Here is a 26,299-nt window from a genome sequence, read left to right as displayed (position 1 = left end):
GGGGACATTCATATGGCGCTTAGCATTGCGATGAAGGAATGGAAGCTGCTTTTGAAGGAAAAAGGAACGTTCTTCTGGCTGCTGCTGATGCCGGTTCTGTTCATCATCCTGTTCGGCTCCGTATTCAGCCACTTGGGCAGTTCATCGATCTCGCTGCCTTATATCGACCTCGACCGGACGCAGGCGTCGCAATCGTTTCTCGATTCCCTGGCCCAGAAAAGCGGCTTCCGGCTGGAAGCGAAGGATGCAAGTACGCTGGACGACCAGGTGGACCGGATCCGGAACGGCAAGATGAGCTCGCTGCTCGTCATTCCGCAAGGATTCGCCGACGAGATCGGCGGAGCGGGCGGGAAGCAGGCTTCCGTCGAGCTGTACAGCGACTCGTCTTCGAATACGGTCGCGGCCGTTCGGGCGTCGCTGGAGAACGTCGCGAACGATCTGCGCGAGACGAAGATCGACGGAGCGCTGAAGGCGGCGGGCGAGAACGTCGATCAGCGGAAGCAGGCGCTCGCGTCGCCGCTGCTCATCGACGACAAGCCGCAGAACGCGACCGCCGTCAATACGATCGCGCAAGTCGTTCCCGGGTATACGGTCATGTTCGTTTTCTACGTGACCATCTCGATGATTCGCCGCTTCCTCGGCGACAAGTCGTCCGGCATGACCGCGCGGCTGCGCACGACGCGGCTCGCCCCGCTGAACTACCTGCTCGGCATGTGGCTGGCGTACATGGTCGTCGCGCTTGCCCAATGCGCGGTGCTGCTCGGATTCGGACATTTCGTCTACGGCCTTGAACTCGGAAACGTGGCGGCGATCGTCGTGCTCGTCATCCTGCTGGCGCTGTGCGGCACCGGAATCGGGCTCGCGCTGTGCATGCTCGTTCGCGGCGAGAACCAGGGCATGGCGTTCACCCAGCTGGTGGCGATGGGCGGCGCCGTGCTCGGCGGACTATGGTTCCCGGCCGAGCTCATGCCAAAGACAATGCGGACGATCAGCCACTTCATCCCGCAATACTGGGCGCAGAGCGCGTTCCAGGACATCATGCTGCGCGGCGCTCATCTGGGTGCGATTCTGCCGTCGCTCGGCGTGCTCGCCGCCTTCGCGGCCGCCGGCCTGCTCGTCGCGCTGCTCCGCTTCCGCGGCTTTATGAAGTCCGCGATGAGCTAAAAGGAGAAAAAGCCCGCTGTCTGCGATGTTTTTTATCGCAAACAGCGGGCTTTGGGCTTGGCGAAAGGGCGGATGCGATATAAAACATCGCATCCGGAGCTTCCTAAAAAAGCATTTCGTCCGGGTTCGGGCCGAACCGGCGGTTCTCGTTCAGCGCGTCGAGGCGCGCGACTTCTTCATCGGTCAACGAGAAGTCGAAGATGCCGGCGTTCTCCGCGATCCGCGAAGGCGTCACCGACTTCGGAATGGTGACGACGCCATGCTGCAGATCCCAGCGGAGCACGATCTGCGCCGGCGTTTTGCCGTGCGCCGCCGCAATGTCGGCGAGCGCCGGGTGGTCGAGATGGCCCTGCATGAGCGGGCTCCACGCTTCCAGCTGAATGCCGTTGGCGCGGCAGTAGGAGAGCAGTTCCTTCTGGGTGAGCAGCGGATGGAATTCTACCTGGTTGACCATCGGCGTCATGCGGCCGGCGGCGGCGAGCGCCTCCAGATGGCGAACCTGGAAGTTGCTTACTCCGATCGCGCGGACGCTGCCTTCCTCGTACAGCTTCTCCAAGGCGCGCCAGGTGTCGACGTAGCGGTCCTTGCCCGGCCAGTGGATGAGCAGCAGATCGATCACGTCCAGCCCCAGCCGCTTGCGGCTTCCCTCGAACGCGGCCAGCGTCCGGTCGTATCCCTGATCCTCGTTCCATATTTTGGTCGTGACGAACAGTTTGTCGCGGGACACGCCGCACGTGCGGATCGCTTCCCCGACGTCGGCTTCGTTGCCGTACACTTTCGCCGTATCGATGCTGCGGTAGCCCGCTGCGACAGCGGCGTGAACGGCGCGCTCGACCTCTTCCTTGACCTTCACTTTCCAGACGCCGAGGCCGAGCCACGGCATTTCCACGCCGTTCGAAAGCTTGGCGCTCGCTTGAATCGAAGAAACCATTGGAATTCCTCCTCACATTCTACAAATGCGGCGATTTTGGGTAAAAGCGAATTTCGCTAGGCGAACTTTCGCTGGGCGATTTTCGCTATTGGCGACTTGAACGGGAAATGCTCCCTTTATCGCTCATGAAATGACCATCCGAGCCACGTGAACCGGAAAATCTCCTCTTATTTCGATCGGATCGCGTCCATTGCCGTGCATGATGGAGATCATAGGGAGATTTTCCCTTTCCATCGCCAGTATAGGCTTTATAGGCCGGATTGGATGGAGATTTTCCGGTTCGCGATCGTTCGCAAGAAGGGTTTCGCCCCAATTAGCCGACGAACGACTGGAATCGGGTCCCGTTAGACACCGACGGATCATTCGCTTCCGACGTCGAATGTCCCCGGCCTTCTCGAGCAGAATTAATTCTAGCCGACGATCAAGGAGAACCATTCCTCCCGTTCGACCGGTCCGAAGTAGAACGTCAGGTCGACGCCTTCCAGCGCCGCTTCCACGGACGGCCGATCGTAGCGGACGCCGGTCAGCTTGTCCGTCACGTCCGACACCTCGCCCCGCCCGAAAAAGTCCCCGTATACGGCCGCCTCGCGAATGACGCCCTGCACGACGTTCAGGCGCACGTCGAAGGTGCCGGCGCTCAGCCGCTTGGCCTGGCGCACGTTGAACGCGGGAGATAGGCCGTAATTCCAGTCCCAATTGCGGTACCGGTTGTCGGCCAGCTCGCGGACGGCGGCCCAATCGGTGCCGGCGAGCTCATAGCGCTCGATCGCGGAGCCGCCGAAGATCGATTCCAGCACGGCCTGACGGAACTGTTCGATCGTCATCGGCTCCCGCAAAAATTCCGAGATGTTGGCCACCCGGCTGCGCACCGACTTCGTCGCTTTCGACTCGAACTTGAGCGGGTTCGCGTTCAAAGCCGAGGCGACGTTCTCCATCCGCGAATCGAACAGCAGCGTGCCGTGGCTGAACATGCGGCCTCTCGTGGAAAATTGCGCGTTGCCCGAAATTTTCCGTTCGCCGACCTGAATGTCGTTGCGTCCGGTAAGCTCCGCCTCGACGCCCATTTTGCGCAGCGCTTCGACGACCGGAGCGGTGAACTTGCGAAAGTTATGGAACGATTGTCCGTCGTCTTGCGTGATGAAGCTGAAGTTCAGATTGCCGAGATCGTGATAGACCGCGCCTCCGCCGGACAGCCGCCGAACGACGTGAATCCCGTGCTCCCTCACGTAATCTGCGTTCACTTCCTCGGCGGTATTCTGATTTTTGCCGATAATGATCGACGGTTCGTTGATATAGAAGAGCAAGTAGTCGTTCTCCGCCGGAAGCTTCCGCAAAATATATTCCTCGAGCGCCAGGTTGAGCGCGGGATCGTGCCCGCCGCCATTGTCGACAAACAACAGGTGAATCCCCTCCTTTCAGACCATCCGTTACGCAAGCTTTATTTTACGCGAGCGCGCCGCCCGGCACAAATTTCCTTCGACCAAGCCCGTTCGCTCGGAAGACGGTTGACTTTCGGTCCTCATCGTAATAAGATGTGTTTACGTAAAAAATAATTTTTATGGTGATGATGAAGCGATGGATTCCCAAGCAAAACCGGAGACAGCCGACGTGTACCGGCTTGAGATGCCGGAACAGGCGCTTGCGCTGCTCAATCCGATGCGGGCGGACATTCTCCGCTTGCTGGCGGAGCCGGCGTCCGCTTCGGAAGTCGGCCGGCGAATGGGCGAAGCGCCGCAGAAGATTAACTATCATCTGAAGAGCCTGGAGAAGGTCGGCCTCGTCCGCCGCGACGGCACCCGCCAGGTCAAAAACCTGGTCGAGGTGCTGTACCGGGCGGTAGCGCGCACGTTCGTCATTCCCGATTCGTTCGGCTGGTCCGAGGAGCTGACCGGGCGGATGAAGGACGAAGGAGCGCTGCGCCAGTTGATCAACGCGGCCGAACGGATCCGGACCGACGCGATGAAGCTGATGGAAGTGTCGGAGAACCGCGGCGAAGTGCCGAGCGCGGTGCTCGAGACGGAGCTCTCGCTGCCGGACGAGGCGACCCGCGAGCGGTTCCTGCAAGATTACGCCGAAGCGGTTAAGGGCGTCGTCCGGAAATACCGGGCCGAGGGCGCAGCGGATGGCGAAAGCTTCCGTGCCGTTCTGGCCGTCTACCCTCAAATGGATCAAGGAGGAACGGGACATGAATGAGAACCAGCCCAGCAAGCCCGTCATCGTCTGGGAATCGCGACGCGAGGAGCGAAGCGTCGGACAGTCGGAAGGAGAGGCGACCAGCCGCGTGATCCCGTTGGGCGACGCGGCGGACGCAGCTGCGCCCGTCATCCGGATCAGCTCGTCCGGCTTCGGCGGAGCGGTCCGATTGACGGCAAGGCCGTCGCACGGCAGCCCGCGGGCCGAGCTGCGCAGCGCTGCCTGACGAACATTTTTCGCGAAAAAAAAAGGAGGGTTATTCCATGAGCTTCGTACCGGTAGTGGTTGAACAAACGAATCGAGGCGAGAGATCCTACGACATTTATTCCCGCCTCCTGAAGGACCGGATCATCTTCCTCGGCTCGGCGATCGACGACAATGTCGCCAACGCGGTCATCGCTCAGCTGTTGTTCCTGGCTGCAGACGATCCGGAGAAAGATATTCAGATGTACATCAACTGTCCGGGCGGATCGACGACAGCAGGCCTCGCCATCTACGACACGATGCAGTTCGTAAAGCCGGACGTCTCGACGATCTGCGTCGGCTTTGCGGCATCCTTCGGAGCCGTGCTCCTGACCGCGGGGGCGAAGGGCAAGCGAATCGCCCTGCCGAACGCGGAGATCATGATCCATCAGCCTTGGACGAGCGGCGGCGGCCGAATGCAGGCGTCCGACGTCGCGATCCACGCCGAGAACATTATCAAGACGCGCGACCGGCTGAACCGGATTTTGGCGGAACGGTCGGGCCAGCCGCTGGAGAAAGTCGAGAAGGATACCGACCGGGATTACTATATGACGGCGGAAGAAGCGCAAAGCTACGGCCTGATCGACCGGGTTCTCCAATAAAGAAGGCAACGCTTATCTTGTTCGATAAAGCCGACCGGAAGTCCGACAGAGACTTGCCGGCCGGCTTTTTTTGCATGCCAAGCAAAGTTGTTATTGACGTAGTGAGTATTCACTACGTATAATGACGACAGGGAGTCGAAACGAATAAAGGAAAGAGGCGTTGCCAAGATGGATTCGAACGATCAAGATCAACCCGTCCGAAAACGCGCCCGCGGGATGAGCGTCGAGGAGCGGAGGGCGATGATCGTCCAGGCGGCGCTTCCGCTGCTGGCGGAAGTGGGGCCCTCCGTTACGACGCTGCAGATCGCCCGCGCGGCCGGCATCAGCGAACCGACGATTTTCCGGGCGTTCGCGGACAAGAATGAAGTTCTGCAAGCCTGCCTGGAGGAAGTGACCGATCCCGAACATATCGCGGTCGAGTTGAACGCCATCGACACGGATTCGAGCTTGGAGGAGCGGCTCGTCGAACTGATCGAGGCGATTCAGGCACAGGGGAAACGAACGGGCGCGGTATTGAACGCGATCCGCCTCGCTTCGCCCCCGAATCCGAACTTGAACGAGATGAAAGACCGCCAGGCGGCCTTTCATCGGAAATGGGTCGAGCGGTATGCCGCGGTCCATGCTGCCGTATGCGGCGTTCTGGAACCGGACGAGCCGCGGCTCAGAATCTCCGTGTCCGATATGGCGACGCTCGTCCTGTCCATCGTCTTTTCGCTCGGACGAAACGCTGTTGCGGAGCAGGAGAGCATCACGACGAAGCAGCTGGCGGATCTCCTTCTGAACGGCGCTCTGAAAGGAGCCTGATTCGCGTAGCGGGATTTTACTCAAGAAGGATTGATTTGCGGAGCCGAATCGGTTATCGTCAAATGCATAAACAGTTTAAATATTAAAGGGTGTAAGGAAAATTCAGGGTGGAAAGGGCGATGGCATGGGGAAGGAGCTTGAACAATACGTCGAGCGTTATTACGCAGCCAACGAGACGTTCAGCCGGAATACCCGCAACGCCTTCGTCCATCTGCTCGAGGAGCTGGGGATTGAGCTGACCCGTCCGCAATATTTCATGCTTAAGACGATTCAGGAGAACGAACCGTGCGCCATCTCCCCGCTGGCCGAGAAGATGGGGGTGAAGCCGAGCGCCGTGACGGTCATGCTTGACCGGCTGGAGCTGTCGGGCTACGTTTATCGCCGCCACGACGACCAGGATCGCCGGATCGTCCTCGTTCAACTGACCCCGAAGGGGTTTGACGCCTTAAGGAAGGTGGACGGGGCGCGCAAAGAGAAGCTGGGACAAGTTCTGAACCGCTTGGAGGCGGAAGAACTGAGAATTTTCGTGCAAACGTACGAGAAGCTGGCGCGAATCAACTTTCAGTCCTAACGGCGGCAGTTCATATTCAGTTCATAATGAGACCCTACTTTATATGATAAGGAAAAAGAGACACTGGAGATGATCGATCGATGCTAAAGCTGTTCCGGTTCCTTAGGCCGTACAAGTGGAGCGTGGCGCTGATCATGGCGCTCGTCCTGCTGCAGTCGCTCTCCGGCCTTTATCTGCCGACCTTGATGTCCGACATCGTGGACAAGGGCGTCATTCAGGGAGACACCGGCTATATTCTCCGGGTCGGCGGCTACATGCTGCTCGTTACGCTAGGCGGTGCCGCCGTATCCGTTCTGGCAAGCTTCTATTCCTCCCGCGTCTCGTCGAGCTTCGGCCGGGACGTTCGCGGCAAGCTGTTCGGGCATGTCGAGCAGTTTTCCCTGCAAGAGTTCGACAAGGTCGGGACCGCTTCTCTCATCACGCGCACGACGAACGACGTCACACAGGTCCAAGGCGTGCTCATGATGATCCTGCGCCTCATGACGATGGCGCCGATGATGTGCATCGGCGGCTTGATCATGGCGCTGTCCAAGGACGCGAAACTGACGCTCGTGCTGGCGGTGGCGCTTCCGGTGCTCGCTCTGACGATCTGGGCGATCGCCAGCCGCGGCATTCCGCTGTTCAGGCAAATTCAGAAAAAGCTGGACAAGCTGAACCTGGTGCTGCGCGAAAATTTGACCGGCATCCGCGTCATTCGCTCCTTCAACCGGCTGGAGCACGAGAAGAAGCGGTTCCGGGAAGCGAACGGCGATCTGATGGACACCTCGATCCGGGTCAACCAGATCATGGCGCTGTTGATGCCGATGATGATGCTGATCATGAACTTCGTCCAAATCGCGATTATTTGGTTCGGCGGCCTGCGCATTAGCGACGGCGACATGCAGGTCGGCGACCTGATGGCTTTCCTGCAGTACGCCATGCAGATCATGTTCTCCCTGCTGATGCTGTCGATGATGTTCGTCATGGTGCCGCGCGCCTCCGCGTCCGCCGTGCGGATCAACGAGGTGCTGGAGATCGATCCGGTGATCCAAGACGATAGCCGTTCGGAAAATCGGTTGGCGAATCGGTCCGGAGGTCTGGTGGAGTTCGACAACGTGACGTTCAGCTACCCCGGCGCCGAGCAGCCGGCCGTCGAGAACATTTCGTTCCGCGCGCAGCCCGGCGAAGTGACCGCGATCATCGGCGGCACCGGTTCGGGCAAGTCGACGCTGCTCAACCTCATTCCGCGTTTTTACGATGTCGCCTCCGGCAGTATCCGCATCGACGGGATAGACGTTCGCGAATATACGCAGGAGCAGCTGCGCGCCAAGATCGGCCTCGTGCCCCAGAAAGCGGTGTTGTTCACCGGTACGATCGAAGACAATATCCGCTACGGGAAGGATGACGCGACGGAGGAGGAAGTTCGCCATGCCGCCGATGTCGCGCAAGCTTCCGAATTTATTTCGAAGATGCCGGACGGCTTCGCGTCGGTTCTCGCCCAAGGCGGAACGAACGTGTCCGGCGGCCAGAAGCAGCGGCTGTCGATCGCCAGAGCGCTCGTGCGCCGGCCGGACATTTACTTGTTCGACGACAGCTTCTCGGCGCTCGATTACAAGACGGACGCCCGCCTGCGGGCCGCTCTTCTGCAGGAGACGACGGACGCTTCCGTCATCATCGTCGCTCAACGGGTCAGCACGATCATGGACGCTGACCGGATCATCGTGCTGGACGAAGGCAAGATCGCGGGCATCGGCAATCATCGTGAATTAATGGCTTCCTGCGACGTCTATCGCGAGATTGTCATGTCGCAGCTGTCGGAGGAGGAGATCGCATGAGTGAGCAACCGAAGGGACCGCAAGGCGGCATGCCGCCGGGAGGACCCAGACCCGGAGGCGGACCGAGACCCGGCGGCCCCGGGTTCGGCCCGGGCGGCATGATGATGATGCCCGGCCAGAAACCCAAAAACTTCAAAGGCTCGTTCCGGCGGCTGCTCGGCTATTTGCGTCCGCACCGCTTCAAGCTGATCGGCGTGTTCGCGACGGCGATCCTGAGCACCGTCTTCTCGATTCTGAGCCCGAAGATTCTCGGGAAAGCGACCGACAAGCTTTTCGCAGGGATTATGGGGAATGCCCCCTTCGATTTCCAGGGGATTTGGCAAATCGTCTCCCTGCTGGCCGGCCTGTATGTCATCAGCGCGATCTTCAGCTACGTCCAGCAATTCCTGATGGCGGGCGTCGCTCAGCGCACCGTATCCCAGCTGCGGAACGAGTTGAACGACAAGCTGTCGAGGCTGCCGCTCAAATTTTTCGATTCCCGCACGCACGGGGAAATCCTGAGCCGGGTCGTCAATGACGTCGACAACATCAGCAACACGCTGCAGCAAAGCTTGACGCAGCTCATCACTTCGATCGTGACGCTGATCGGCGCCATCGTCATGATGCTGACGATCAGTCCGCTGCTCACGCTTATCCTCGTCTTGACGCTGCCGCTCAGCTTCCTCGTCATCAGGGCGATCGCCGGGCGTTCCCAACGATACTTCAAGGGACAGCAGGCGGAGCTCGGCCGGTTGAACGGACATGTGGAAGAGATGTATACGGGACATTCGATCGTCAAGGCGTTCGGCCGCGAGCGCCAATCGAAGGAAAAGTTCGACGACATCAACGACAAGCTGTACCATTCGAGCTGGCGGGCGCAATTCGTCTCCGGCATCATCATGCCGCTGATGAACTTCATCGGCAACATCGGCTACGTGGCCATCAGCGTCGTCGGCGGCGTGCTCGTCACCCACCGGTCCATCAGCGTCGGCGACATTCAGGCATTCATTCAATATACCAACCAGTTCACGCAGCCGATCATGCAAACCGCGAACATCGCGAACATCATCCAATCGACGATCGCGTCGGCGGAGCGGGTGTTCGAGCTGCTGGACGAACCGGAGGAAGAGCCGGAACGGGACGGCCGGCTGACTTCCGCGATGGTGAAGGGCGACGTGGCTTTCCAAGGCGTCAACTTCGGCTACAAGCCGGAGGAGCCGCTCATCGAGGACATGAACATCAACGTGAAGAGCGGCCAGACCGTCGCCATCGTCGGTCCGACCGGCGCCGGCAAGACGACGCTCGTCAACCTGCTCATGCGCTTCTATGAGGTGAACGACGGGGCGATTACGGTCGACGGCAAAAATATTACCGATCTGAAGCGCGGCGATCTGCGCAGCCTGTTCGGCATGGTGCTCCAGGACACGTGGCTGTTCAACGGCACGATCCGCGACAACATCGCGTACGGCCGCGAAGGCGCGACGGAGCAAGAGGTGGTGGAAGCGGCCAAGGCGGCGCACGCCGACCACTTCATCCGCACGCTGCCCGACGGATACGACACGATTCTGAACGAGGAAGGGTCCAACATCTCGCAGGGCCAGAAGCAACTGCTCACGATCGCTCGCGCCATTCTGGCGAATCCGGCGATCCTCATTCTGGACGAAGCGACGAGCAGCGTCGATACGCGGACCGAGATCTACATTCAGAAGGCGATGAACGAGCTGATGAAAAACCGCACGAGCTTCGTCATCGCGCACCGCCTGTCGACGATCCGCGACGCGGACCTGATCCTCGTCATGAACAAAGGAAGCGTCATCGAGCAGGGCACGCACGCGGAACTGCTCGCCCAGGGAGGCTTCTACGCCGATCTGTACAACAGCCAGTTCTCGGAAAGCGAGCAGCCGAGCGCGGTGTAAGCGAGGCTGCGGCGTCTCTCCGTTTTGCCTGAACCCTCTCCCTCCGGGCCGGTTGCCCGGAGGGATTTTTTCGGTTCGAACGTTCGCAAGCTCTGCCGACGAACCCCGTCTTTCGGATGCAGGCGAGGCAGGACGGGACATGAAGGTACGGACTTTAACGGGACGTTAAGGTCACGGCTTTTTCCTTTTTATCTGGGACTAAGCTTTCGTTCATCGTCCGTTCACGGGCGCATGGTAATTTTCGGGTAGTCGATAGGCAAGGAGGATCATTCGGGAATGGTGAGAAAGTGGAATCTGGCGATCGGCGGCGCGCTGGCGCTGTCGCTGCTGGCGGGCTGCGGCTCGGGCAAAACGGAGAACGATGCGAGCGGCGCGGCCGTGCAGACGGAAGCCGACGGCGGAAGCGGACAGAACGCGCAGACAAGTCAGAACGGCTCCGGAGGCGGCATGCGCGTCGGAATGGGAATGGTGGACGAGAATGGGAACGCCGCGACCTTGATGGGCAAAATCAAGAGCATCAACGGTCAGACGGTCACCGTGTACAAATCGTCGTTCGACCCGAGCAAAATGGGGGCTCGCCCGAATGGCGGAAACGGAAACGGCGGTCCCGATCCGAATGCTTCCGGGCAGAATGGCGGCCATGCGCAAGCGGGAGACGGGCAAGCTCCTCCGAGCGGAGGACAAGCGTCCGGCAATCAGAATGGGCAGAATGGCCAGGGCGGCCAGAACGGCGGCCGGGCCGGCGGCTTTAATCGGGACGGCATGTTCACGGACGAGACGGAGGACATTACGATTACCGATTCGACCAAGCTGGAGACGACGACGTTCGAGAACAACCAGGCTACGACCAAGGATGTAACCCTTGCCGACCTGAAGGAAGGAGACGTGCTGACGATCTGGCTGAAGGACGGCTCGCAGGAAGCGACGACGATCCGCGTAGGCGGATTCGGCGGCGGCGGGTACGGACGCGGCCGTCAGGGCGGGCAGCAGAACGGCCAGGCGGGCGGTCAGCAGGGCCAGCAACCGCAAGCCTCCGGAGCCGCCGCATCTTCCTCGACAACGAACGGCTGATCCCATCGCTAACAAACCCTTTTCTATAGAAAAGCGAGAAACCGTTCCCGGCGTAGCCGAGGGCGGTTTTTTAACCAAATGATGATTTTCGGCAACAGCCGCCGCATTTCCTAGCCCAGCCCCCTACGAGGAGGCTTCGCGTCGATAAGCCGAGGGGGTCGTGCCGACGATGCGCTTGAACAAGCGGTGGAAGTGCGGCAAGCTCTCGAAGCCGCAGGCGGCGGCGATGGCGCCGACGCCGTCGTCGGACGCGAGCAGAAGCTCCTTCGCGCGAATCATCCGTTTGGTGGCGATGAAGGCGGTGACGTTCATGCCCGTCAGCTGCTTGAACAGCCGGCTGAAATGAGCGGGGCTGACGGACGCCCGGGCGCTCAGCTCGGCGAGGCCGATATTTTCGCAGTAATGGTCGTCGATGTAGAGCAGGATGTCCTGCATCCACCCCGGGGCGATATCGCCGCCCGCCCGAGCTTCCGGGAGCGAGCTGGTCTCCCGGTGGATCGCCAGAAGCAAGCCGTGCAGCAGCAGCGTCACCGAGTGACGGAAGCCGGGTATGCCCGCTTCAAGCTCGTCGTGCATCCGGTCCACGACCGATTCGATCTCTAACCGCAGCGCCGGCGTCGTGTTCAGCTTGAAGCGGCGGCGGGCTTGAGCCTGCTCGAAGCAGCGCAAGTACGAGAACGGCTCGCCGAGCGGGGTCTGCTGGATCAGGATCGGGCTGAAAAAAACGGCCGTCGAGGTGACCGGGTCCACTTTATCGGGAAATGCGCGGTGAATCGTGTTCCCGGGAATGGCGAACAGATCGCCTTCGCGCATCTCGTCGAACGACCGGTCGATGAAGAAGGCCCCGCTGCCGCTGTGCACGTACACGAGCTCGTACCAGTCGTGGAGATGGTCGGTCAGCTCGGTCCGGTAGTTTTTTTTCTCCCGGTAGTCGATCGCGAAAGGGAAGGAAGGCAGGGCGTCGAACTGTTTGCGGAACGGCTTCACGATTCAGATCCTCCCTCATCGGCGTCTCCATCGAACATATCAAAAAACAGTACAAATTTGCAAGAATCCGTTCTTTTCGTATGCATAAATGCTGTTAAAGTAAAAGGGAGAGCGGTTCCATAACGAATCGAGGAGAAGGAGACCGGGAAGCGATGACCAGATTGAACAAAGATGCGCTCAAGGCAGCGGAACGCCGATCCTACGAAGCGGCGGCCCGCGATCCCGTCACGGTGCTGCAGATCGGGGAAGGCAACTTTTTGCGCGGATTTTTCGATTGGATGATTCAGGAATGCCGCAAGGAAGGTCTGTTCGACGGAAGCGTGGCGGTCGTTCAGCCGCGGCCGTCCGGCAAGCCGAAGATCGACGCGCTGGCGGCGCAGGACGGGCTGTATACGCTCGTCACCCGCGGACTGGAGAACGGGCGGCCGGTGGAGCGGACGGAGATCGTCTCCGTGTTCGCGGAGGCGTTCGATCCGTATTCGGAGTGGGACCGGTTCGGCCGGATGGCCGAACGGCCGGAACTCCGGTTCGTCGTCTCCAATACGACGGAGGCGGGTTTGGCCTATAAGCCGGAAGAGCTGAAGGAAGGCGAGCCGATTCAGTCGTTCCCGGGAAAAGCCGCCTGGCTGCTGTACCGCAGATATTTGGCGCTAGGCGGCATGGAGGCGCCCGGCCTCATTTTCCTGCCGTGCGAGCTGCTGGAGGGCAACGGCGACGAGCTCAAGCGCTGCGTGCTGCGCTATTGCGACGATTGGGCGCTGCCGGAGGACTTCCGCCGCTGGGTGGAGAAGAGCAACCGGTTCTTGAATTCGCTCGTCGACCGGATCGTGACGGGCTATGCCGCCGACCGGGCCGACGAATGGTTCCGGGAATGGGGCTACGAAGATCCGCTGCTGAACACGGCGGAGCCGTACCATCTGTGGGCGATCGAGGCGGAGCCCGAGCTCGACGCCGAATTGCCGCTGCAACGCGCCGGACTGAACGTTCATTGGACCCGCGATTTGCGACCTTACCAGCAGCGGAAAGTGCGGATTCTGAACGGCGCCCATACGCTGATGACGCCGATCGCCTTGCTGCACGGCATTACGTACGTTCGCGAGGCGATGGAGCATCCGCGCTTCGGTCCGTTCGTGCGGGAAGGCGTCGAGCAAGAGATCGTCCCGGCGGTTCCGCTGCCGGCAGACGAACTGCTTGCGTATGCGGGCACCGTATACGACCGGTTCTTGAATCCGTATTTGAACCACCGGCTGTCGGATATCGCCATGAACAGCCTGAGCAAGTTCAAAGTGCGCGTCCTCCCGTCGCTGCTTCATTATGCGGACAACGGGCTGCCGCTGCCGGAACGGCTTGTCCTCTCGCTTGCCGGATTGCTCCGCTATTACAAGGCCGAGCGGACGGAAGACGGCTACGCGGGCGCGACGCTCGCGGGGGATCGGTACCTCGTTCGCGACGACGCGGCGCTGCTGGAGAAGATATCGGCGATCTGGGCTGCCGGTCAGACGACCGAGGCCTCCGTCGGCAAGCTGCTGGCCTTGAAAGACATTTGGGGAACGGACCTGTCGGCCGTCGGCGGTCTGGCCGCGCGGGTAGCGGAACAAATTCGGGAGATGGAGGAGGCGGCGAAATGAATAGCTGGGTTCGGCTGCACGAGAACGATCATGTCGTGATCGCCCTGCAGCCGCTAAGCAAGGGTCAGAAGCTGACGCTGGAGGACGGATCCGAGTTGACGGTCGAGGACGACGTTCCCAAAGGGCATAAAGTGTTGACGAAGCCGGCGCGGGCCGGAGAGCACGTGCTCAAGTTCGGCTATTCCATCGGCGTGGCCAAGCAGGATTTGCAGCCGGGCTGCTGGGTGCATACGCACAACCTTGGAACCGGCCTCGGCGGCCTGCTCGAGTACAGCTACGAGCCTGCGCCCGGAAGCGGGACCGCGTCGGCCGCCGCGTCCCCCGTTACATTCCAGGGCTACGTTCGGGAAAACGGGGACGTCGGAATTCGCAACGAGATCTGGATCATCAACACGGTCGGCTGCATCAACAAAACGTGCGAGACGATCGCGAAAAGAGCGGAAGCGATGTTCGGTTCGCAGGTGGACGGCGTTCATCATTTCGCCCATCCGTTCGGCTGTTCGCAGCTCGGAGACGATCTGAAGCATACGCAGAAGCTTCTCGCCGCGCTCGTGAATCATCCGAACGCCGCCGGCGTGCTCGTCGTCGGGCTCGGCTGCGAGAACAACCAGATCGACAGCTTCAAGACGGCGATCGGCGATTACAATCCGGACCGCGTCAAATTCATGAAGTCTCAAGCCGTCGAGGACGAGCTGGAGGAAGGTCTGTCTCTGATCGGCGAACTGGTCGACTACGCGGTCCGGTTCAAACGGGAGCCGGTGCCGCTGGCGAAGCTGAAGCTGGGGCTGAAGTGCGGCGGCTCGGACGGCTTGTCGGGCATCACCGCCAATCCGCTGGTCGGCGCGGTGTCCGACCGGCTCATCGCGGCGGGCGGCACCGCCCTGCTGACCGAGGTGCCGGAGATGTTCGGCGCCGAGACGATTCTGATGAACCGCGCCGCCGACGAGCGGGTATTCGGACAGATCGTCAGCCTGATCAACGATTTCAAGCAATATTTTATCCGGCATGGCCAGGAGATTTACGAGAACCCGTCTCCCGGCAACAAGGACGGCGGAATCAGCACCCTTGAAGAGAAGTCGCTCGGCTGCACGCAGAAGGGCGGGCAGGCGACCGTCACCGACGTGCTCGCATACGGGGAACGGGCCGTCAAGCCGGGACTGAACTTGCTGGAAGCGCCGGGCAACGATCTCGTGTCCGTCACCGCGTTGTCGGCGGCGGGCGCGCATATCGTGCTGTTCACGACCGGCCGCGGAACGCCGTTCGGCGGACCGGTGCCGACGGTGAAGATCGCGACGAACAGCGAGCTGGCCCAGCGCAAGAAGAACTGGATCGATTTCAACGCCGGAAGGCTGCTCGAAGACCGCGGCATGAGCGAGCTGGCGGACGATCTGCTGGCGCAAATCGTCCGTATCGCTTCGGGGGATACGCAGACGAACAACGAGCGGAACGGGTTTCGCGAGATCGCCATTTTCAAGGACGGCGTCATTCTGTAATGCGGCGCGGAAACGGGGCGTACCGGGGGCGGACGCCGGTACGCTCCCGGTACCGGCCGCCCCGATTCTTTTCAAGCGGCGGTACATGGTGGTAAACTGGTTGTGTCGGGACCTGGGGAAAAAGGTCTTGCGAGTTCGCAACTCATCATAGCAATGGTCGAGCGGAAACGCGTACGGCGCTTGGCCGAAAGGGGTTCTTATGTCCACGAACTTATTGGAAACGTTGTCCCGGGAAAAGATTGTCGCCATCATCCGCGGAATCGAAGCGGACAAGGGGGATGCGACGGCACAGGCTTTGGCCGACGGCGGCATCGTGTTTCTCGAGGTGACGCTCAACACGGACGGCGCGCTCGGCATGATCTCGCGGTTCCGCGAGAAATACGAAGACCGGATGCGCATCGGGGCGGGAACGGTGCTTGACCTTGGCCAAGCGAAGGAAGCCGTCGCCGCCGGCGCGGAATATATCATCTCCCCGAACCTGGACGAAGAAGTGATCTATTACGGCGTCGAGCAGGGCGTCGCCGTTTGGCCGGGCACGATGACGCCGTCCGAGATCGTCCGCGCTTACAAGGCGGGCGCTTCCGCGGTCAAAGTTTTCCCGATGGGCGCGCTCGGCGTCAACTATTTGAAGGAAGTGCGCGCGCCGCTGGATCATATTCCGATGATCGGCACCGGCGGCGTGAACCTGTCGAACATCCGGACGGTGCTGGAAGCGGGAGCGATCGCCGTCGGTCTCGGCGGCAACCTCGTGGACAAGAAGCTCGTGAAGGAAGGCAAGTTCGACGAGCTGACGAAGCTGGCGCAAGCGTTCGTGTCCGAGGTCAAAGGAGACAAATGACGATGAGCGGAACTCGTGCGGCCGATGTCGTGACGCTCGGAGAGAGCATGGTTCTGCTTCAGCCGATGAGCGAAGGGCCGCTTGCCTACGCGCCTCTGTTTACGCGTTCGCTCGCCGGAGCGGAGTCGAACGTAGCCATCGGCTTGTCCCGGCTCGGGCTGAGCGTGCGCTGGATCAGCCGGCTCGGCGCCGACCCGTTCGGCGATTACGTCCTGGCGACGCTGGCCGGCGAAGGCGTCGACGTATCCCTGACGGAACGGGACGGCGCCTTCCCGACCGCCGTCTATTTCAAGGAATTCAAAGGATACGGCGACCCGAACGTCTATTACTATCGCAAAGGCTCGGCCGTCAGCCAGTGGACGCCGGACCGGGTCGACCGGAACTGGTTCGAGGGCGCGCGGCATCTTCACGTGACGGGCATTACGCCGGCGCTCGGACCGGGGACCGCCGATACGGTTCGCAAAGCGATGACCGTTGCCCGAGAGATGGGGCTGACCGTCTCGTTCGACCCGAACTTGCGGCGCAAGCTGTGGAGCGAAGAGGCGGCCCGGGAGACGCTGCTGTCGCTCATTCCGCTCTGCGACGTATTCATGCCGGGATTGGAGGAAGCGGAATTCCTCGTCGGCCCGATGACCGAAGAGGCGTATGGCGCGCATTTCTTGACCATGGGAGTGAACGCCGTCGTCCTGAAGCTCGGCGAGGAAGGCTCGATCGGCTTTACGTCGCTCGCGGCCGTCCGCTCGAAGCCGCATAAAGTAAGCCGCGTCATCGACACCGTCGGCGCCGGCGACGCTTTCGCGGCGGGCTTCCTGTCGGCATGGCTTGCGGAAGAAGGCGAGAACGACGAGGAGAGGCTCGGCCTTGCGCTCGCCCGCGCGAACCTGATGGGCGCGCTGGCGACCCAATATCGCGGCGATTGGGAAGGGATGCCGAAGCTGAGCGAAGTGAACCGGATGCTGGAAGGCGGCCGCGAAACGACGCGTTGACGAAGAGGCCCATGCGAAATTGCGCATGGGCCTTTCGCTTTGTCGCAGTCGGCTAATGACCGCGAGCATTCTATTCGTACAGCTTCCGGAACTGTTCGGGAGGAAGCCCCGTCTTGCGGCGGAACGTCGCCACGAAGTGGCTGGCGTCGCGAAAGCCGACCCGCTCGGCGATCGTCTTGATCGTCTCGTCCGGCAAGCCGATGAGCAGTTCCTTCGATTTGCGAAGCCGGAGCTGAATCAGATAGGCATAAGGCGAGAAGCCGAAGGTGTGGCGGAACAGCACGTTCAACGTGCTGGGCGGCATTTCGAGCACCTTGCGCATCCGTTCGAGATCGACGTCCGGGTCGGCGTAGTTCGATTCCATCCAGTCCAGCAGCGGCCGGAGCTTCTCGGAGCTGCGGATAATCGCGGAGCGGTTGTCGAACTGGCCGTATTGGCGAAGCGTCATCAGGAAGCGATAGACGTCCGCCGACGCGTTGAAGCCGAACAAGTCGTCGCTCGCTTCCAGCCGGTCCATCATGTCTTCGATAAAACGGGCGAGGGGCGAGTCGTCCCCTGGCTCCCAGCGGATCGGGTTCGGCTCGAGCATTCCGAGCGGCAGCAGGATGTCCGGCACGGCCGGTCCGCCGAACGTCAAGTAAGCCGTATCCCAGCCGCCGCCGACCGATTCGTAGGAGTGAGGGACGCCGGGTTGAAGGAGCACGCCGGTGTTCGCCGGAAGCGCGAACGCCCGGCCGTTCACGGAGAACAATCCTTCTCCCGCCACCGTCTGCAGCCAGTGATAGAAAGGGTACCCTTCGGGGCGGACCATCTTGCTCGCTTCCTCCGTCGTTCCGATCGTCTCAAGGAACAAAGGCAGCGTTCCGGCCATGCCCGTAGGCAGCACGAACCTTCGCATATTCCGTCCTCCTCCCTTTGTTATTTTCTTATATGCGTCTGGGATATGATTATATTTTATCGAATCTTTCCTTGTTTTAAAATAGAGATATCTTTATAAGACCGGTGAAAGGCGAAGCTTTGAAGCGGCGAACTTTCTCTTCAGGACATCGTGTCACCGGGATTTACTTCTACGAAAAGACGAGGTGTTGGCCGTGATCAACGAAAAGCTGCCGAAGATTTGGTACGGCGGAGACTATAACCCGGAGCAATGGGACGCGGAGACTTGGGCCGAGGACGATCGGATGTTCAAGCTGGCGGGCATCGACGTGGCGACGATCCATGTATTCTCATGGGCGCTCAGCCAGCCGAGCGAGAACGAATACGACTTCGAATGGCTGGACGAGACGATCGAACGCCTGCATCGGAACGGCGTCGGCGTCTGTCTCGCCACCGGCACGGGCGCGCATCCCGCCTGGATGGCGAAGCGCTATCCGGAGGTGACCCGCGTCGATTACAACGGCCGCAAGCGCAAGTTCGGAGGCCGGCACAATTCCTGCCCGAACAGCCCGGTATACCGGCACTTCTCCACGCTGCTGGCGGACAAATTGGCGGAGCGTTACAAGGATCACCCGGCGGTGCTCATCTGGCACGTCTCGAACGAATATGGCGGCTATTGCTATTGCGACAATTGCGCGGCGGCATTCCGCAAGTGGCTGCAAGGGCGCTACGGGTCGATGGACGCGTTGAACAAGGCTTGGAATACCCGCTTCTGGGGCCATACGTTCTACGAATGGGACGAGATCGTGCCGCCGAACGCGCTGAGCGAAGAGTGGGACGGCAACCGGACGAACTTCCAGGGCATCTCGCTCGATTACCGGCGGTTCATGTCCGACAGCCTGCTGTCTTGCTACCGGCTTGAATACGACGCGATCAAGAAGCATACGCCGAACGTTCCGGTCACGACGAATCTGATGGGCTTCTACCCCGAACTGGATTACTTCGAATGGGCGAAGCATCTGGACGTCGTCTCGTGGGACAACTACCCGTCGCTCGACACGCCGTTCAGCTGGACGGCGATGACTCACGATCTGATGCGCGGGCTCAAAGGCGGGCAGCCGTTCATGCTGATGGAACAGACGCCGAGCCAGCAGAACTGGCAAGCCTACAACTCGCTCAAGCGGCCAGGCGTCATGCGGCTGTGGAGCTATCAAGCCGTCGCGCGCGGCGCGGATACGGTCATGTTCTTCCAGCTCCGCCGCTCGATCGGCGCGTGCGAGAAGTATCACGGCGCCGTCATCGAACACGTCGGACATGAGCATACCCGGGTGTTCCGCGAGTGTGCGGAATTGGGCAAAGAGCTGCGGCAGCTCGGCGACAAAATTCTCGATTCGCGGCCGAACGCGAAGGTCGCCATCGTCTACGACTGGCAGAACCGGTGGGCGACGGAGCTGACGAGCGGACCGACGGTCGCGCTCAAGTACGCGAACGAAGCGCATAAGTATTACGACGCGCTTTTCAAGCTCGGCATTCAGACGGATATGATCGGGGTCGAGGCGGATCTGAGCGCTTACGATATCGTCATCGCGCCGGTGCTGTACATGGTGCGGGACGGCTATGCCCGCAAAGTGGAAGCGTTCGTCGAAGCGGGCGGAACGTTCGTCACGACGTTCTTCAGCGGCATCGTGAACGAGAACGATATCGTCACGCTCGGCGGCTATCCGGGCGAGCTGCGCAAAGTGCTCGGCATCTGGGCGGAGGAGATCGACGCGCTGTTCCCGGACGCCCGCAACCAGGTCGTGATGAAGCAAACGGTCGATTCGCTCAGAGGCACATACGAGTGCGGGCTGCTGTGCGACCTGATCCACGCGGAAGGCGCGGAAGTGCTGGCGGAATACGGCGACGACTTCTACAAGGGGATGCCGGCGCTTACGGTCAATCGGTTCGGCAAAGGGGAAGCCTGGTACGTCGCGACGAGTCCGGACGAGCGGTTCATGAGCGACTTCATGGCGAAGCTGACCGCCGACAAAGGCGTTCTTCCGCTCGTGCCGAACCTGCCGGCCGGCGTGGAAGCGGCCGAACGGATCAAGGACGGCAAGTCGATCTTGTTCTTGCTGAACCATAACGCGGGCGAGGCGATCGTCGAGCTGGGCGGCGCGGCGGGCGTCGATCTGCTGACGGGAAGCGGCGTGTCCGGAAGCGTAAGGATCGGCGGCAAGGGCGTCGCGATCCTGGAAAGAGAGGGGTAAATCCGGTGCTGAAGCTGCAATACGACAAACCGGCGGCCGAATGGACCGAAGCGCTGCCGGTCGGCAACGGACGGCTCGGCGCCATGGTGTTCGGCGGCGTGGAGAAGGAGAGCCTGCAGCTCAACGAGGACACGCTCTGGTCGGGCGGCCCCAAGAACGGGAACAACCCCCGCGCCTTGGAGGCGCTGCCGGAGGTGCGCAGGCTGCTGGCCGAAGAAAAATACGCGGAGGCCGATCGGCTGTGCAAGGAGATGATGGGGCCTTATACCCAGACCTACCTTCCGCTGGGCCATCTGACGCTGGCTTTCGAACATGGGAACCAGGCGTCCGGCTATCGCCGGGAGCTGGACATCTCCGGCGCGGTCTCCCGCGTCCGTTATTCCATCGGCGGCGTTCAATACGAGCGGGAGACGTTCGCCTCGTTCCCGGACCAGGCGATCGTCATGCGGCTGACGGCCAGCCGGCCCGGAGCGCTCAGCTTCGCCGCCCGGATGGACAGCCCGCTTCGCTCGCGGACGGCTGCGTCCGGCGATCGGCTTATGCTGCGCGGAACGGCGCCTCGGCATGTCGATCCGAACTATTACAACACGGACCGACCGGTCGATTACGGCGAAGGAGAGGAAGGCGGCGGCATGCGCTTCTCGGCGCAGTTGGCCGCCGTCCTGGAAGGCGGCCGGCTGGAGGTCGACGCCGGCGGGCTGTACGTGTCGGGCGCAACGGCGGTCACGCTGCTGCTGAGCGCGGCGACGAGCTTTAACGGCTACGACCGGCCGCCGGCGGAGGACGGCGCGGACGCGGACGCGCGGGCCGCAGAGAAGCTGGGCGCCGCCTTGGCCAAGACGTACGAAGAGCTGCTGGAGGCGCATGCCGCCGATTACCGCCGACTGTTCGACCGGGTCGAGCTGAAGCTGGGCGAGTCCGTCGCTCCGGAGGATATGCCGACCGACAAGCGGATCGCCGAATACGGCGCGAAAGATCAGGGCCTGGTCGAGCTCTTGTTCCAATACGGCCGCTACCTGATGATCGCCAGCTCCCGGCCGGGCACTCAGCCGGCCAACCTGCAGGGCATCTGGAACGATCAGACGCGCGCGCCGTGGAGCAGCAACTGGACGCTGAATATCAACGCCCAGATGAACTACTGGCCGGTGGAGACGTGCAACCTGGCAGAGTGCCACGAGCCATTGCTCGACCTGATCGCGGGGCTCGCCCGGAACGGGGCGGAGACGGCTCGGGTCAACTATGGCACGCGAGGCTGGACCGCTCACCATAACACCGACATTTGGCGCCAGACCGCGCCGGTCGGCGCCTATGGCGAAGGCGATCCGTCCTGGGCGTTCTGGCCGATGGGCGGCGTGTGGCTGGCGCAGCATCTGTGGGAGCATTACGCCTTCGGCGGCGACCGCGAATGGCTGGCGGAGAACGGCTATCCGATCATGAAGGAAGCGGCGCTGTTCTGCCTCGACTGGCTCATCGAAGACGGCAGGGGGCATCTGGTCACGGCTCCGTCCACCTCGCCGGAGCATAAGTTCCGGCTTGAAGACGGAAGCGGGCTGGCGGCCGTCAGCCGCGCGTCTACGATGGACCTGTCGCTGATTTACGATCTGTTCACCAACTGCATGGAGGCGTCCGGGCAGCTCGGCATCGACGCGGAATTCCGCGAGCGGCTGACCGAAGCCCGGAACAGGCTGCTTCCGCTTCAGATCGGCAAGTACGGTCAGCTTCAGGAATGGTCGCGCGATTTCGAAGACGAGGACGTCCATCACCGGCACGTCTCGCACTTGTTCGGCGTCTATCCCGGCCGGCAGCTGACGGCGGACGGCACGCCCGAGCTGTTCGCGGCGGCGCGGCGATCGCTCGAGCGGCGCGGCGACGAAGGAACGGGATGGAGCCTCGGCTGGAAAATCGGGTTGTGGGCCCGCTTTCGCGACGGCGACCGTTCGCGGGTACTGCTGTCGAACCTGCTGAAGCTGGTGAGGGTGAACAACGAGGTGTACGAGGGCGGCGGCGTCTATCCGAACCTGTTCGATGCCCATCCGCCCTTTCAGATCGACGGAAATTTCGCGGCAATGGCCGGCATCGCCGAGGCGCTGCTGCAGTCGCACGAAGGCGCATTGGAACTGCTGCCTGCGCTGCCTTCCGCCTGGCCGGAAGGTTCGGTGCGCGGCCTGCGCGCGCGCGGCGGTTACGAGGTCGATATCCGCTGGGCCGGGGGCCGGCTGGCGGAAGCGGAGCTTCGCCCGCAGCGCTCCGGTCCGTGCGCGGTACGCACCGGCGGCGGAGCGGTTCGGATTGCTAGCGGCGGGCAAAGCGTTCCGGCCGAAGCTGCCGCGGACGGAACGGTCCGCTTCCTGGCCGAAGCGGGACAAAGCTATACCGTAATCCTTTAGCCGATGACAGGCGGAAAGCGCGTCAGCCGTTTGCGCCGACTTTCGTCTTCGGTCCGTTCGTTGAAGCCGCTCCCTTTCGGGGCTGGCGAATGCAGAGTTCTCCGCCCTGGCCTGAATAATCTTCCTTCATCCGAGGAAGATTAAGGGAACGGAGGTGGAAGGAATGGAAAACAACCGTGAACAAGTCGTCGCGGTCCGCAAGAACGGCGACGGCGACATCGTCGAGCTGAAGCTGTCCTCCGGCCAGGTCGTCGGCTACAAAGAAGCGCAGACGATGGCCAAGGAAGGGAAGATCGAGCACGTCAACGTCTTCCGCGGACGCGACGGAGACGAACATTTGCGCTCGGACGCGGACGGGAACCCGGATAACAATCTGGACAACCTGCCGACGTTCTAAGCGCTGCCGTTAGAAGTGAAGCGGCTTCGCCCGGGATACCCCGGCGCGAGGCCGCTTCGCTTTTTTGATGCCGGCACGATTTCCTGCGAAAATGCATCTTTTTCGGTCTTTTCCCAACGATGCTTGGAAAAGCCTGCGAAAATACATCTTTTTTGATTAGGTATCGGTAATGGACGTCTTATAGGACGAAAAGCCTGCACTTTTGCAGGCATTCGTCTCAAAAGGGCCGCTTTCTCCAGAAAAACCTGCACGTTTGCAGTTTTGAATCGATGAGGGATGGAGGGACGGCGGGGGCGCGAACAAACGGAGCGGTAACGGGCAAGGAAGCAGAGACGGGGTAAAGAAGCAGGGGGGCTGCGGATCGAACGGAGCGGCAACTGGAAATGGAAGGAGAGCGTGACCGCGAGACTGCCGAGCTGCCTACCGGCCGAGGCGGAAACGTAATGCAGCGGGAGATGAGGAAGAGTTGATTGTGTTGTAAGTACAAGTGTTTCGGTGAAGGGCGGTTCGGCATGGCAGACTGGCATTATTTCTCCGCCTAAAGCCTTGTATATTGTGCGGATACAGAGTAAAATCAAGTTGCTATTATGTACGTACAAGTTCGAAATTCCGAGGAGGATTTGTGATGATTTCATTGAAGCCCTACGTGTTCTGGTTTGTGACGGGCAGCCAGCATCTGTACGGTCCGGAGACGCTGGACGAAGTGAACGCGCATTCAAGCGTCATTGCCAAAGGGCTGTCCGGCGACGCCGCCATTCCGTTCCCGGTCGTCTTCAAGCCGGTCGTGACGACGCCGGAGGAGATCCGCAGCCTGTGCATGGCCGCCAACGCGGACGAGAACTGCGCGGGCATCATCACCTGGATGCACACGTTCTCGCCGGCCAAAATGTGGATCGCAGGCCTCTCGGAGCTGCGCAAGCCGCTGCTGCACCTGCATACGCAGTTCAACCGGGACATTCCGTGGGACACGATCGACATGGACTTCATGAATACGAACCAAGCCGCGCACGGCGACCGCGAATACGGATTTATCGGCGCGCGCATGGGCATCTCCCGCAAGGTGGTCGTCGGCTACTGGGAAGATCCGGCCGTTCGCGCCCGCATCGGCGCTTGGACGCGTACGGCGGTCGCCTATAACGAGAGCCGCACGCTCAAGGTCGTTCGCTTCGGCGACAACATGCGCCAGGTGGCGGTGACGGAAGGCGACAAGGTAGAGGCGCAAATCCAGTTCGGCTGGTCGGTCAACACGCACGGCGTCGGCGATCTGGCGGCTTACGTGAATGCGGTTCCCGCCGCGGACGTCGAGCGGCTGCTCGGCGAATACGCGGAGCGGTACGAGATCGAGGAAGCGGGCCGGACGGCCGGACCGGTGCGCGATTCGATCGCTTATCAGGCCCGGCTGGAAATTGCGCTGAAGCGGTTTTTGGATGAAGGCGGCTTCACCGCGTTTACGACCACATTCGAAGATCTGCACGGGCTGGAGCAGCTTCCGGGGCTGGCGGTTCAGCGGCTGATGGAACAAGGCTACGGCTTCGCGGGCGAAGGCGACTGGAAGACGGCCGCGCTGACCCGTCTGCTGAAGATCGTGGCCGGCAACGTCGGCACTTCCTTTATGGAGGATTACACGTACCACTTCGAGCCCGGCAACGAGCTCGTGCTCGGTGCTCACATGCTGGAAGTGTGCCCGACGCTGGCGAAGTCGAAGCCCCGCATCGAAGTGCACCCGCTCGGAATCGGCGGCAAGGCCGATCCGGCCCGCATCGTGTTCAACGGCAAAGCGGGCGCCGCGATCAACGTGTCGGTCGTCGACATGGGCACCCGGTTCCGGATGATCGTGAACGAAGTGCAGGGCGTCGAGGTGGACCGCGAGATGCCGAAGCTGCCCGTTGCCCGGGTGCTGTGGAAGCCGGAGCCGTCGCTGCACGCCGGAGCGGAAGCATGGATTCTCGCCGGCGGCGCGCACCACACGGTATACTCGCTTGTCGTCACGACCGAGCAGATGCTTGATTTCGCCGAGATGGCCGGCATCGAAGCCGTCGTCATCGACAAGGATACGAACCTTCGCGCGTTCAAGAACGAGCTGCGCTTCGGACAAGTCGCCTGGGCCCGCCGTTAACGGCACATTTGCTTTACCTATCCCGCAGTCGGACATGCGTCCGCTGCGGTTTTTTTCTTTTGACTCCAAGCGGAGATGCCTTCAATCCAACGAACATTTTATTAAAGTATTTACTTTATAAAGATGATGGTTTATTATAAACGAGAAATGGAAGGAACGCGAAAGGAGGACAAAAGAAAGCTGTATGCCTAACGATATCTTTTCCGCATTGGCAGATCCGACGCGCCGCCGCATTCTGGAGATGCTTGCCGACCATGAAGAGTTCTCCGCATCCCAGATCCACGGTCAGTTTCAGGTCAGTCCGCAGGCCATCTCCCAACATCTGAAGATCTTGCTCGAGGCGAATTTGATCCAAGTGGAAAAGAAGGCGCAGCAACGCATCTACAGGATCAACACCGATACCGTGGCCGAGTTCGAGGAATGGTCCAAGAGCATGAGACAGCGATGGAGCAAGCGCTTGGATAAGTTCGAAGCCGTCGTGAAGGCGGAGATGGCGAAAGCCGCCCAAAAACCAACCGATCCGGAGGAATCCCCATGAGCCTGAATTCGAACAAGCAAGACCTTGTCATCACCCGAGTCCTCGATATCCCGGTCGAGTGGGTATGGAAAGGCTGGACGGATCCGAAGCTGGTGCCTCTTTGGTGGGGACCCGCGAACTACACCTCGCAGAGCTGCCAAATCGATCTTCGCGAAGGCGGGAAGTATTTGTTCTGCATGAAGGCGCCGCCGGAGCAGGGGGGCGGAATCTTCTACAACACCGGCGTCTATACGAAGATCGTGCCGGGCGAACGCCTTGAATTTACGCAAAGCTTGTCCGACGCGGAAGGCAATCCGATCGATCCGGCGGATGCGGGAATGCCTCCGGATTTTCCCCAAGAGGTCAGATTCGTCATCGAATTCAAAGCCCTGACCGACGACACGACGGAGTTGACGATTACCGAGTTCGATTGGACGCTGGGCCAGATGTCCAAATTTGCCGTGATGGGCATGAACCAGTCGCTCGACAAGTTCGCCGTCAGCATCGGTCCGCTGTCTCGATAAGGGAAGTTAAACG

The 26,299-nt window shown here is 61.1% G+C and carries 23 protein-coding genes; 19 read left to right on the top strand and 4 right to left on the bottom strand.

The window, feature by feature from the left end:
• Window positions 1-12: 12 nt before the first annotated feature.
• Window positions 13-1,164 carry an ABC transporter permease gene (locus H7C18_RS12045; protein WP_185129315.1) on the top strand — a complete coding sequence of 384 codons (1,152 nt, stop codon included), beginning with the start codon at window positions 13-15 and terminating at the stop codon, window positions 1,162-1,164.
• Window positions 1,165-1,267: 103 nt separating this feature from the next.
• Here H7C18_RS12045 and H7C18_RS12040 read toward each other — a convergent pair whose 3' ends face one another.
• Together H7C18_RS12040 and H7C18_RS12035 are read right to left on the bottom strand one after the other, a co-directional pair.
• Window positions 1,268-2,095, bottom strand: a complete 828-nt coding sequence (locus tag H7C18_RS12040; protein ID WP_185129314.1) for an aldo/keto reductase — start codon at window positions 2,093-2,095, stop codon at window positions 1,268-1,270.
• A gap of 410 nt (window positions 2,096-2,505) precedes the next feature.
• Entirely contained in the window at window positions 2,506-3,495 is a 990-nt protein-coding gene (locus H7C18_RS12035) for a lipoate--protein ligase (RefSeq protein WP_185129366.1), read from the bottom strand.
• Window positions 3,496-3,670: 175 nt separating this feature from the next.
• Between H7C18_RS12035 and H7C18_RS12030 the strand changes: the two genes are divergently transcribed.
• The 8 genes from H7C18_RS12030 to H7C18_RS11995 all read left to right on the top strand — a co-directional run bounded on the left by H7C18_RS12030 (window position 3,671) and on the right by H7C18_RS11995 (window position 11,288).
• The gene (locus H7C18_RS12030) at window positions 3,671-4,288 is read left to right on the top strand and encodes an ArsR/SmtB family transcription factor (protein ID WP_185129313.1); all 618 of its coding nucleotides are present in this window, start codon (window positions 3,671-3,673) and stop codon (window positions 4,286-4,288) included.
• The gene (locus H7C18_RS12025; protein ID WP_185129312.1) at window positions 4,281-4,514 is read left to right on the top strand and encodes a hypothetical protein; all 234 of its coding nucleotides are present in this window, start codon (window positions 4,281-4,283) and stop codon (window positions 4,512-4,514) included. The genes H7C18_RS12030 and H7C18_RS12025 overlap by 8 nt, the downstream gene beginning before the upstream one ends.
• Window positions 4,507-5,133: an ATP-dependent Clp endopeptidase proteolytic subunit ClpP gene (clpP, locus tag H7C18_RS12020; protein WP_273386591.1), complete on the top strand. Its 627-nt coding sequence runs from the start codon at window positions 4,507-4,509 to the stop codon at window positions 5,131-5,133. The genes H7C18_RS12025 and clpP overlap by 8 nt, the downstream gene beginning before the upstream one ends.
• Window positions 5,134-5,301: 168 nt before the next feature.
• On the top strand, window positions 5,302-5,937 hold the full coding sequence (locus H7C18_RS12015) for a TetR/AcrR family transcriptional regulator (RefSeq protein WP_185129310.1): 636 nt from the start codon (window positions 5,302-5,304) through the stop codon (window positions 5,935-5,937).
• 124 nt (window positions 5,938-6,061) lie between these two features.
• Window positions 6,062-6,508: a MarR family winged helix-turn-helix transcriptional regulator gene (locus H7C18_RS12010; RefSeq protein ID WP_185129309.1), complete on the top strand. Its 447-nt coding sequence runs from the start codon at window positions 6,062-6,064 to the stop codon at window positions 6,506-6,508.
• An 80-nt stretch (window positions 6,509-6,588) separates the two neighbouring features.
• A complete protein-coding gene (locus tag H7C18_RS12005; RefSeq protein WP_185129308.1) occupies window positions 6,589-8,322 on the top strand; it encodes an ABC transporter ATP-binding protein in 1,734 nt (577 codons plus the stop codon).
• Window positions 8,319-10,217 (top strand): ABC transporter ATP-binding protein, encoded by a 1,899-nt coding sequence (locus H7C18_RS12000; RefSeq protein ID WP_185129307.1) that lies wholly within the window; start codon window positions 8,319-8,321, stop codon window positions 10,215-10,217. The genes H7C18_RS12005 and H7C18_RS12000 overlap by 4 nt, the downstream gene beginning before the upstream one ends.
• Before the next feature lie 276 nt (window positions 10,218-10,493).
• Window positions 10,494-11,288: a hypothetical protein gene (locus H7C18_RS11995; RefSeq protein ID WP_185129306.1), complete on the top strand. Its 795-nt coding sequence runs from the start codon at window positions 10,494-10,496 to the stop codon at window positions 11,286-11,288.
• Window positions 11,289-11,411: 123 nt separating this feature from the next.
• Here the strand turns inward: H7C18_RS11995 and H7C18_RS11990 are convergent, their stop codons facing one another.
• Complete coding sequence (locus H7C18_RS11990; RefSeq protein ID WP_185129305.1) at window positions 11,412-12,275, bottom strand: helix-turn-helix domain-containing protein; 864 nt, start codon at window positions 12,273-12,275, stop codon at window positions 11,412-11,414.
• Between the two features lie 152 nt (window positions 12,276-12,427).
• On the opposite strand from H7C18_RS11990, the gene H7C18_RS11985 reads away from it, so the two are divergent.
• The 4 genes from H7C18_RS11985 to H7C18_RS11970 all read left to right on the top strand — a co-directional run bounded on the left by H7C18_RS11985 (window position 12,428) and on the right by H7C18_RS11970 (window position 17,220).
• Window positions 12,428-13,903 carry a tagaturonate reductase gene (locus H7C18_RS11985; protein WP_185129304.1) on the top strand — a complete coding sequence of 492 codons (1,476 nt, stop codon included), beginning with the start codon at window positions 12,428-12,430 and terminating at the stop codon, window positions 13,901-13,903.
• Window positions 13,900-15,396, top strand: coding sequence for a UxaA family hydrolase (locus tag H7C18_RS11980; RefSeq protein ID WP_185129303.1), 1,497 nt, complete (start codon window positions 13,900-13,902; stop codon window positions 15,394-15,396). The genes H7C18_RS11985 and H7C18_RS11980 overlap by 4 nt, the downstream gene beginning before the upstream one ends.
• 199 nt (window positions 15,397-15,595) lie before the next feature.
• A complete protein-coding gene (locus H7C18_RS11975; RefSeq protein WP_185129302.1) occupies window positions 15,596-16,234 on the top strand; it encodes a bifunctional 4-hydroxy-2-oxoglutarate aldolase/2-dehydro-3-deoxy-phosphogluconate aldolase in 639 nt (212 codons plus the stop codon).
• A 2-nt stretch (window positions 16,235-16,236) separates the two neighbouring features.
• On the top strand, window positions 16,237-17,220 hold the full coding sequence (locus H7C18_RS11970) for a sugar kinase (protein WP_185129301.1): 984 nt from the start codon (window positions 16,237-16,239) through the stop codon (window positions 17,218-17,220).
• 70 nt (window positions 17,221-17,290) lie between these two features.
• Here H7C18_RS11970 and H7C18_RS11965 read toward each other — a convergent pair whose 3' ends face one another.
• Window positions 17,291-18,118 (bottom strand): AraC family transcriptional regulator, encoded by an 828-nt coding sequence (locus H7C18_RS11965; protein WP_185129300.1) that lies wholly within the window; start codon window positions 18,116-18,118, stop codon window positions 17,291-17,293.
• A 193-nt stretch (window positions 18,119-18,311) separates the two neighbouring features.
• On the opposite strand from H7C18_RS11965, the gene H7C18_RS11960 reads away from it, so the two are divergent.
• The 6 genes from H7C18_RS11960 to H7C18_RS11935 all read left to right on the top strand — a co-directional run bounded on the left by H7C18_RS11960 (window position 18,312) and on the right by H7C18_RS11935 (window position 26,286).
• Window positions 18,312-20,345, top strand: a complete 2,034-nt coding sequence (locus tag H7C18_RS11960) for a beta-galactosidase (protein ID WP_185129299.1) — start codon at window positions 18,312-18,314, stop codon at window positions 20,343-20,345.
• 8 nt (window positions 20,346-20,353) lie between these two features.
• On the top strand, window positions 20,354-22,732 hold the full coding sequence (locus tag H7C18_RS11955) for a glycoside hydrolase family 95 protein (RefSeq protein WP_185129365.1): 2,379 nt from the start codon (window positions 20,354-20,356) through the stop codon (window positions 22,730-22,732).
• Window positions 22,733-22,895: 163 nt separating this feature from the next.
• On the top strand, window positions 22,896-23,129 hold the full coding sequence (locus H7C18_RS11950) for a DUF3892 domain-containing protein (protein ID WP_185129298.1): 234 nt from the start codon (window positions 22,896-22,898) through the stop codon (window positions 23,127-23,129).
• A 625-nt stretch (window positions 23,130-23,754) separates the two neighbouring features.
• Window positions 23,755-25,245, top strand: a complete 1,491-nt coding sequence (gene araA, locus H7C18_RS11945; RefSeq protein WP_185129297.1) for an L-arabinose isomerase — start codon at window positions 23,755-23,757, stop codon at window positions 25,243-25,245.
• Between the two features lie 184 nt (window positions 25,246-25,429).
• Window positions 25,430-25,783 (top strand): ArsR/SmtB family transcription factor, encoded by a 354-nt coding sequence (locus tag H7C18_RS11940; protein ID WP_185129296.1) that lies wholly within the window; start codon window positions 25,430-25,432, stop codon window positions 25,781-25,783.
• Window positions 25,780-26,286 carry an SRPBCC family protein gene (locus H7C18_RS11935; RefSeq protein WP_185129295.1) on the top strand — a complete coding sequence of 169 codons (507 nt, stop codon included), beginning with the start codon at window positions 25,780-25,782 and terminating at the stop codon, window positions 26,284-26,286. The genes H7C18_RS11940 and H7C18_RS11935 overlap by 4 nt, the downstream gene beginning before the upstream one ends.
• Window positions 26,287-26,299: the final 13 nt, after the last annotated feature.

The sequence above is a fragment of the Cohnella zeiphila genome, from assembly GCF_014212055.1.
GTDB lineage: Bacteria > Bacillota > Bacilli > Paenibacillales > Paenibacillaceae > Cohnella > Cohnella zeiphila.
Note: the sequence above shows the minus strand (reverse complement) of the source record. Positions and strands in the feature narration are given on the sequence as shown.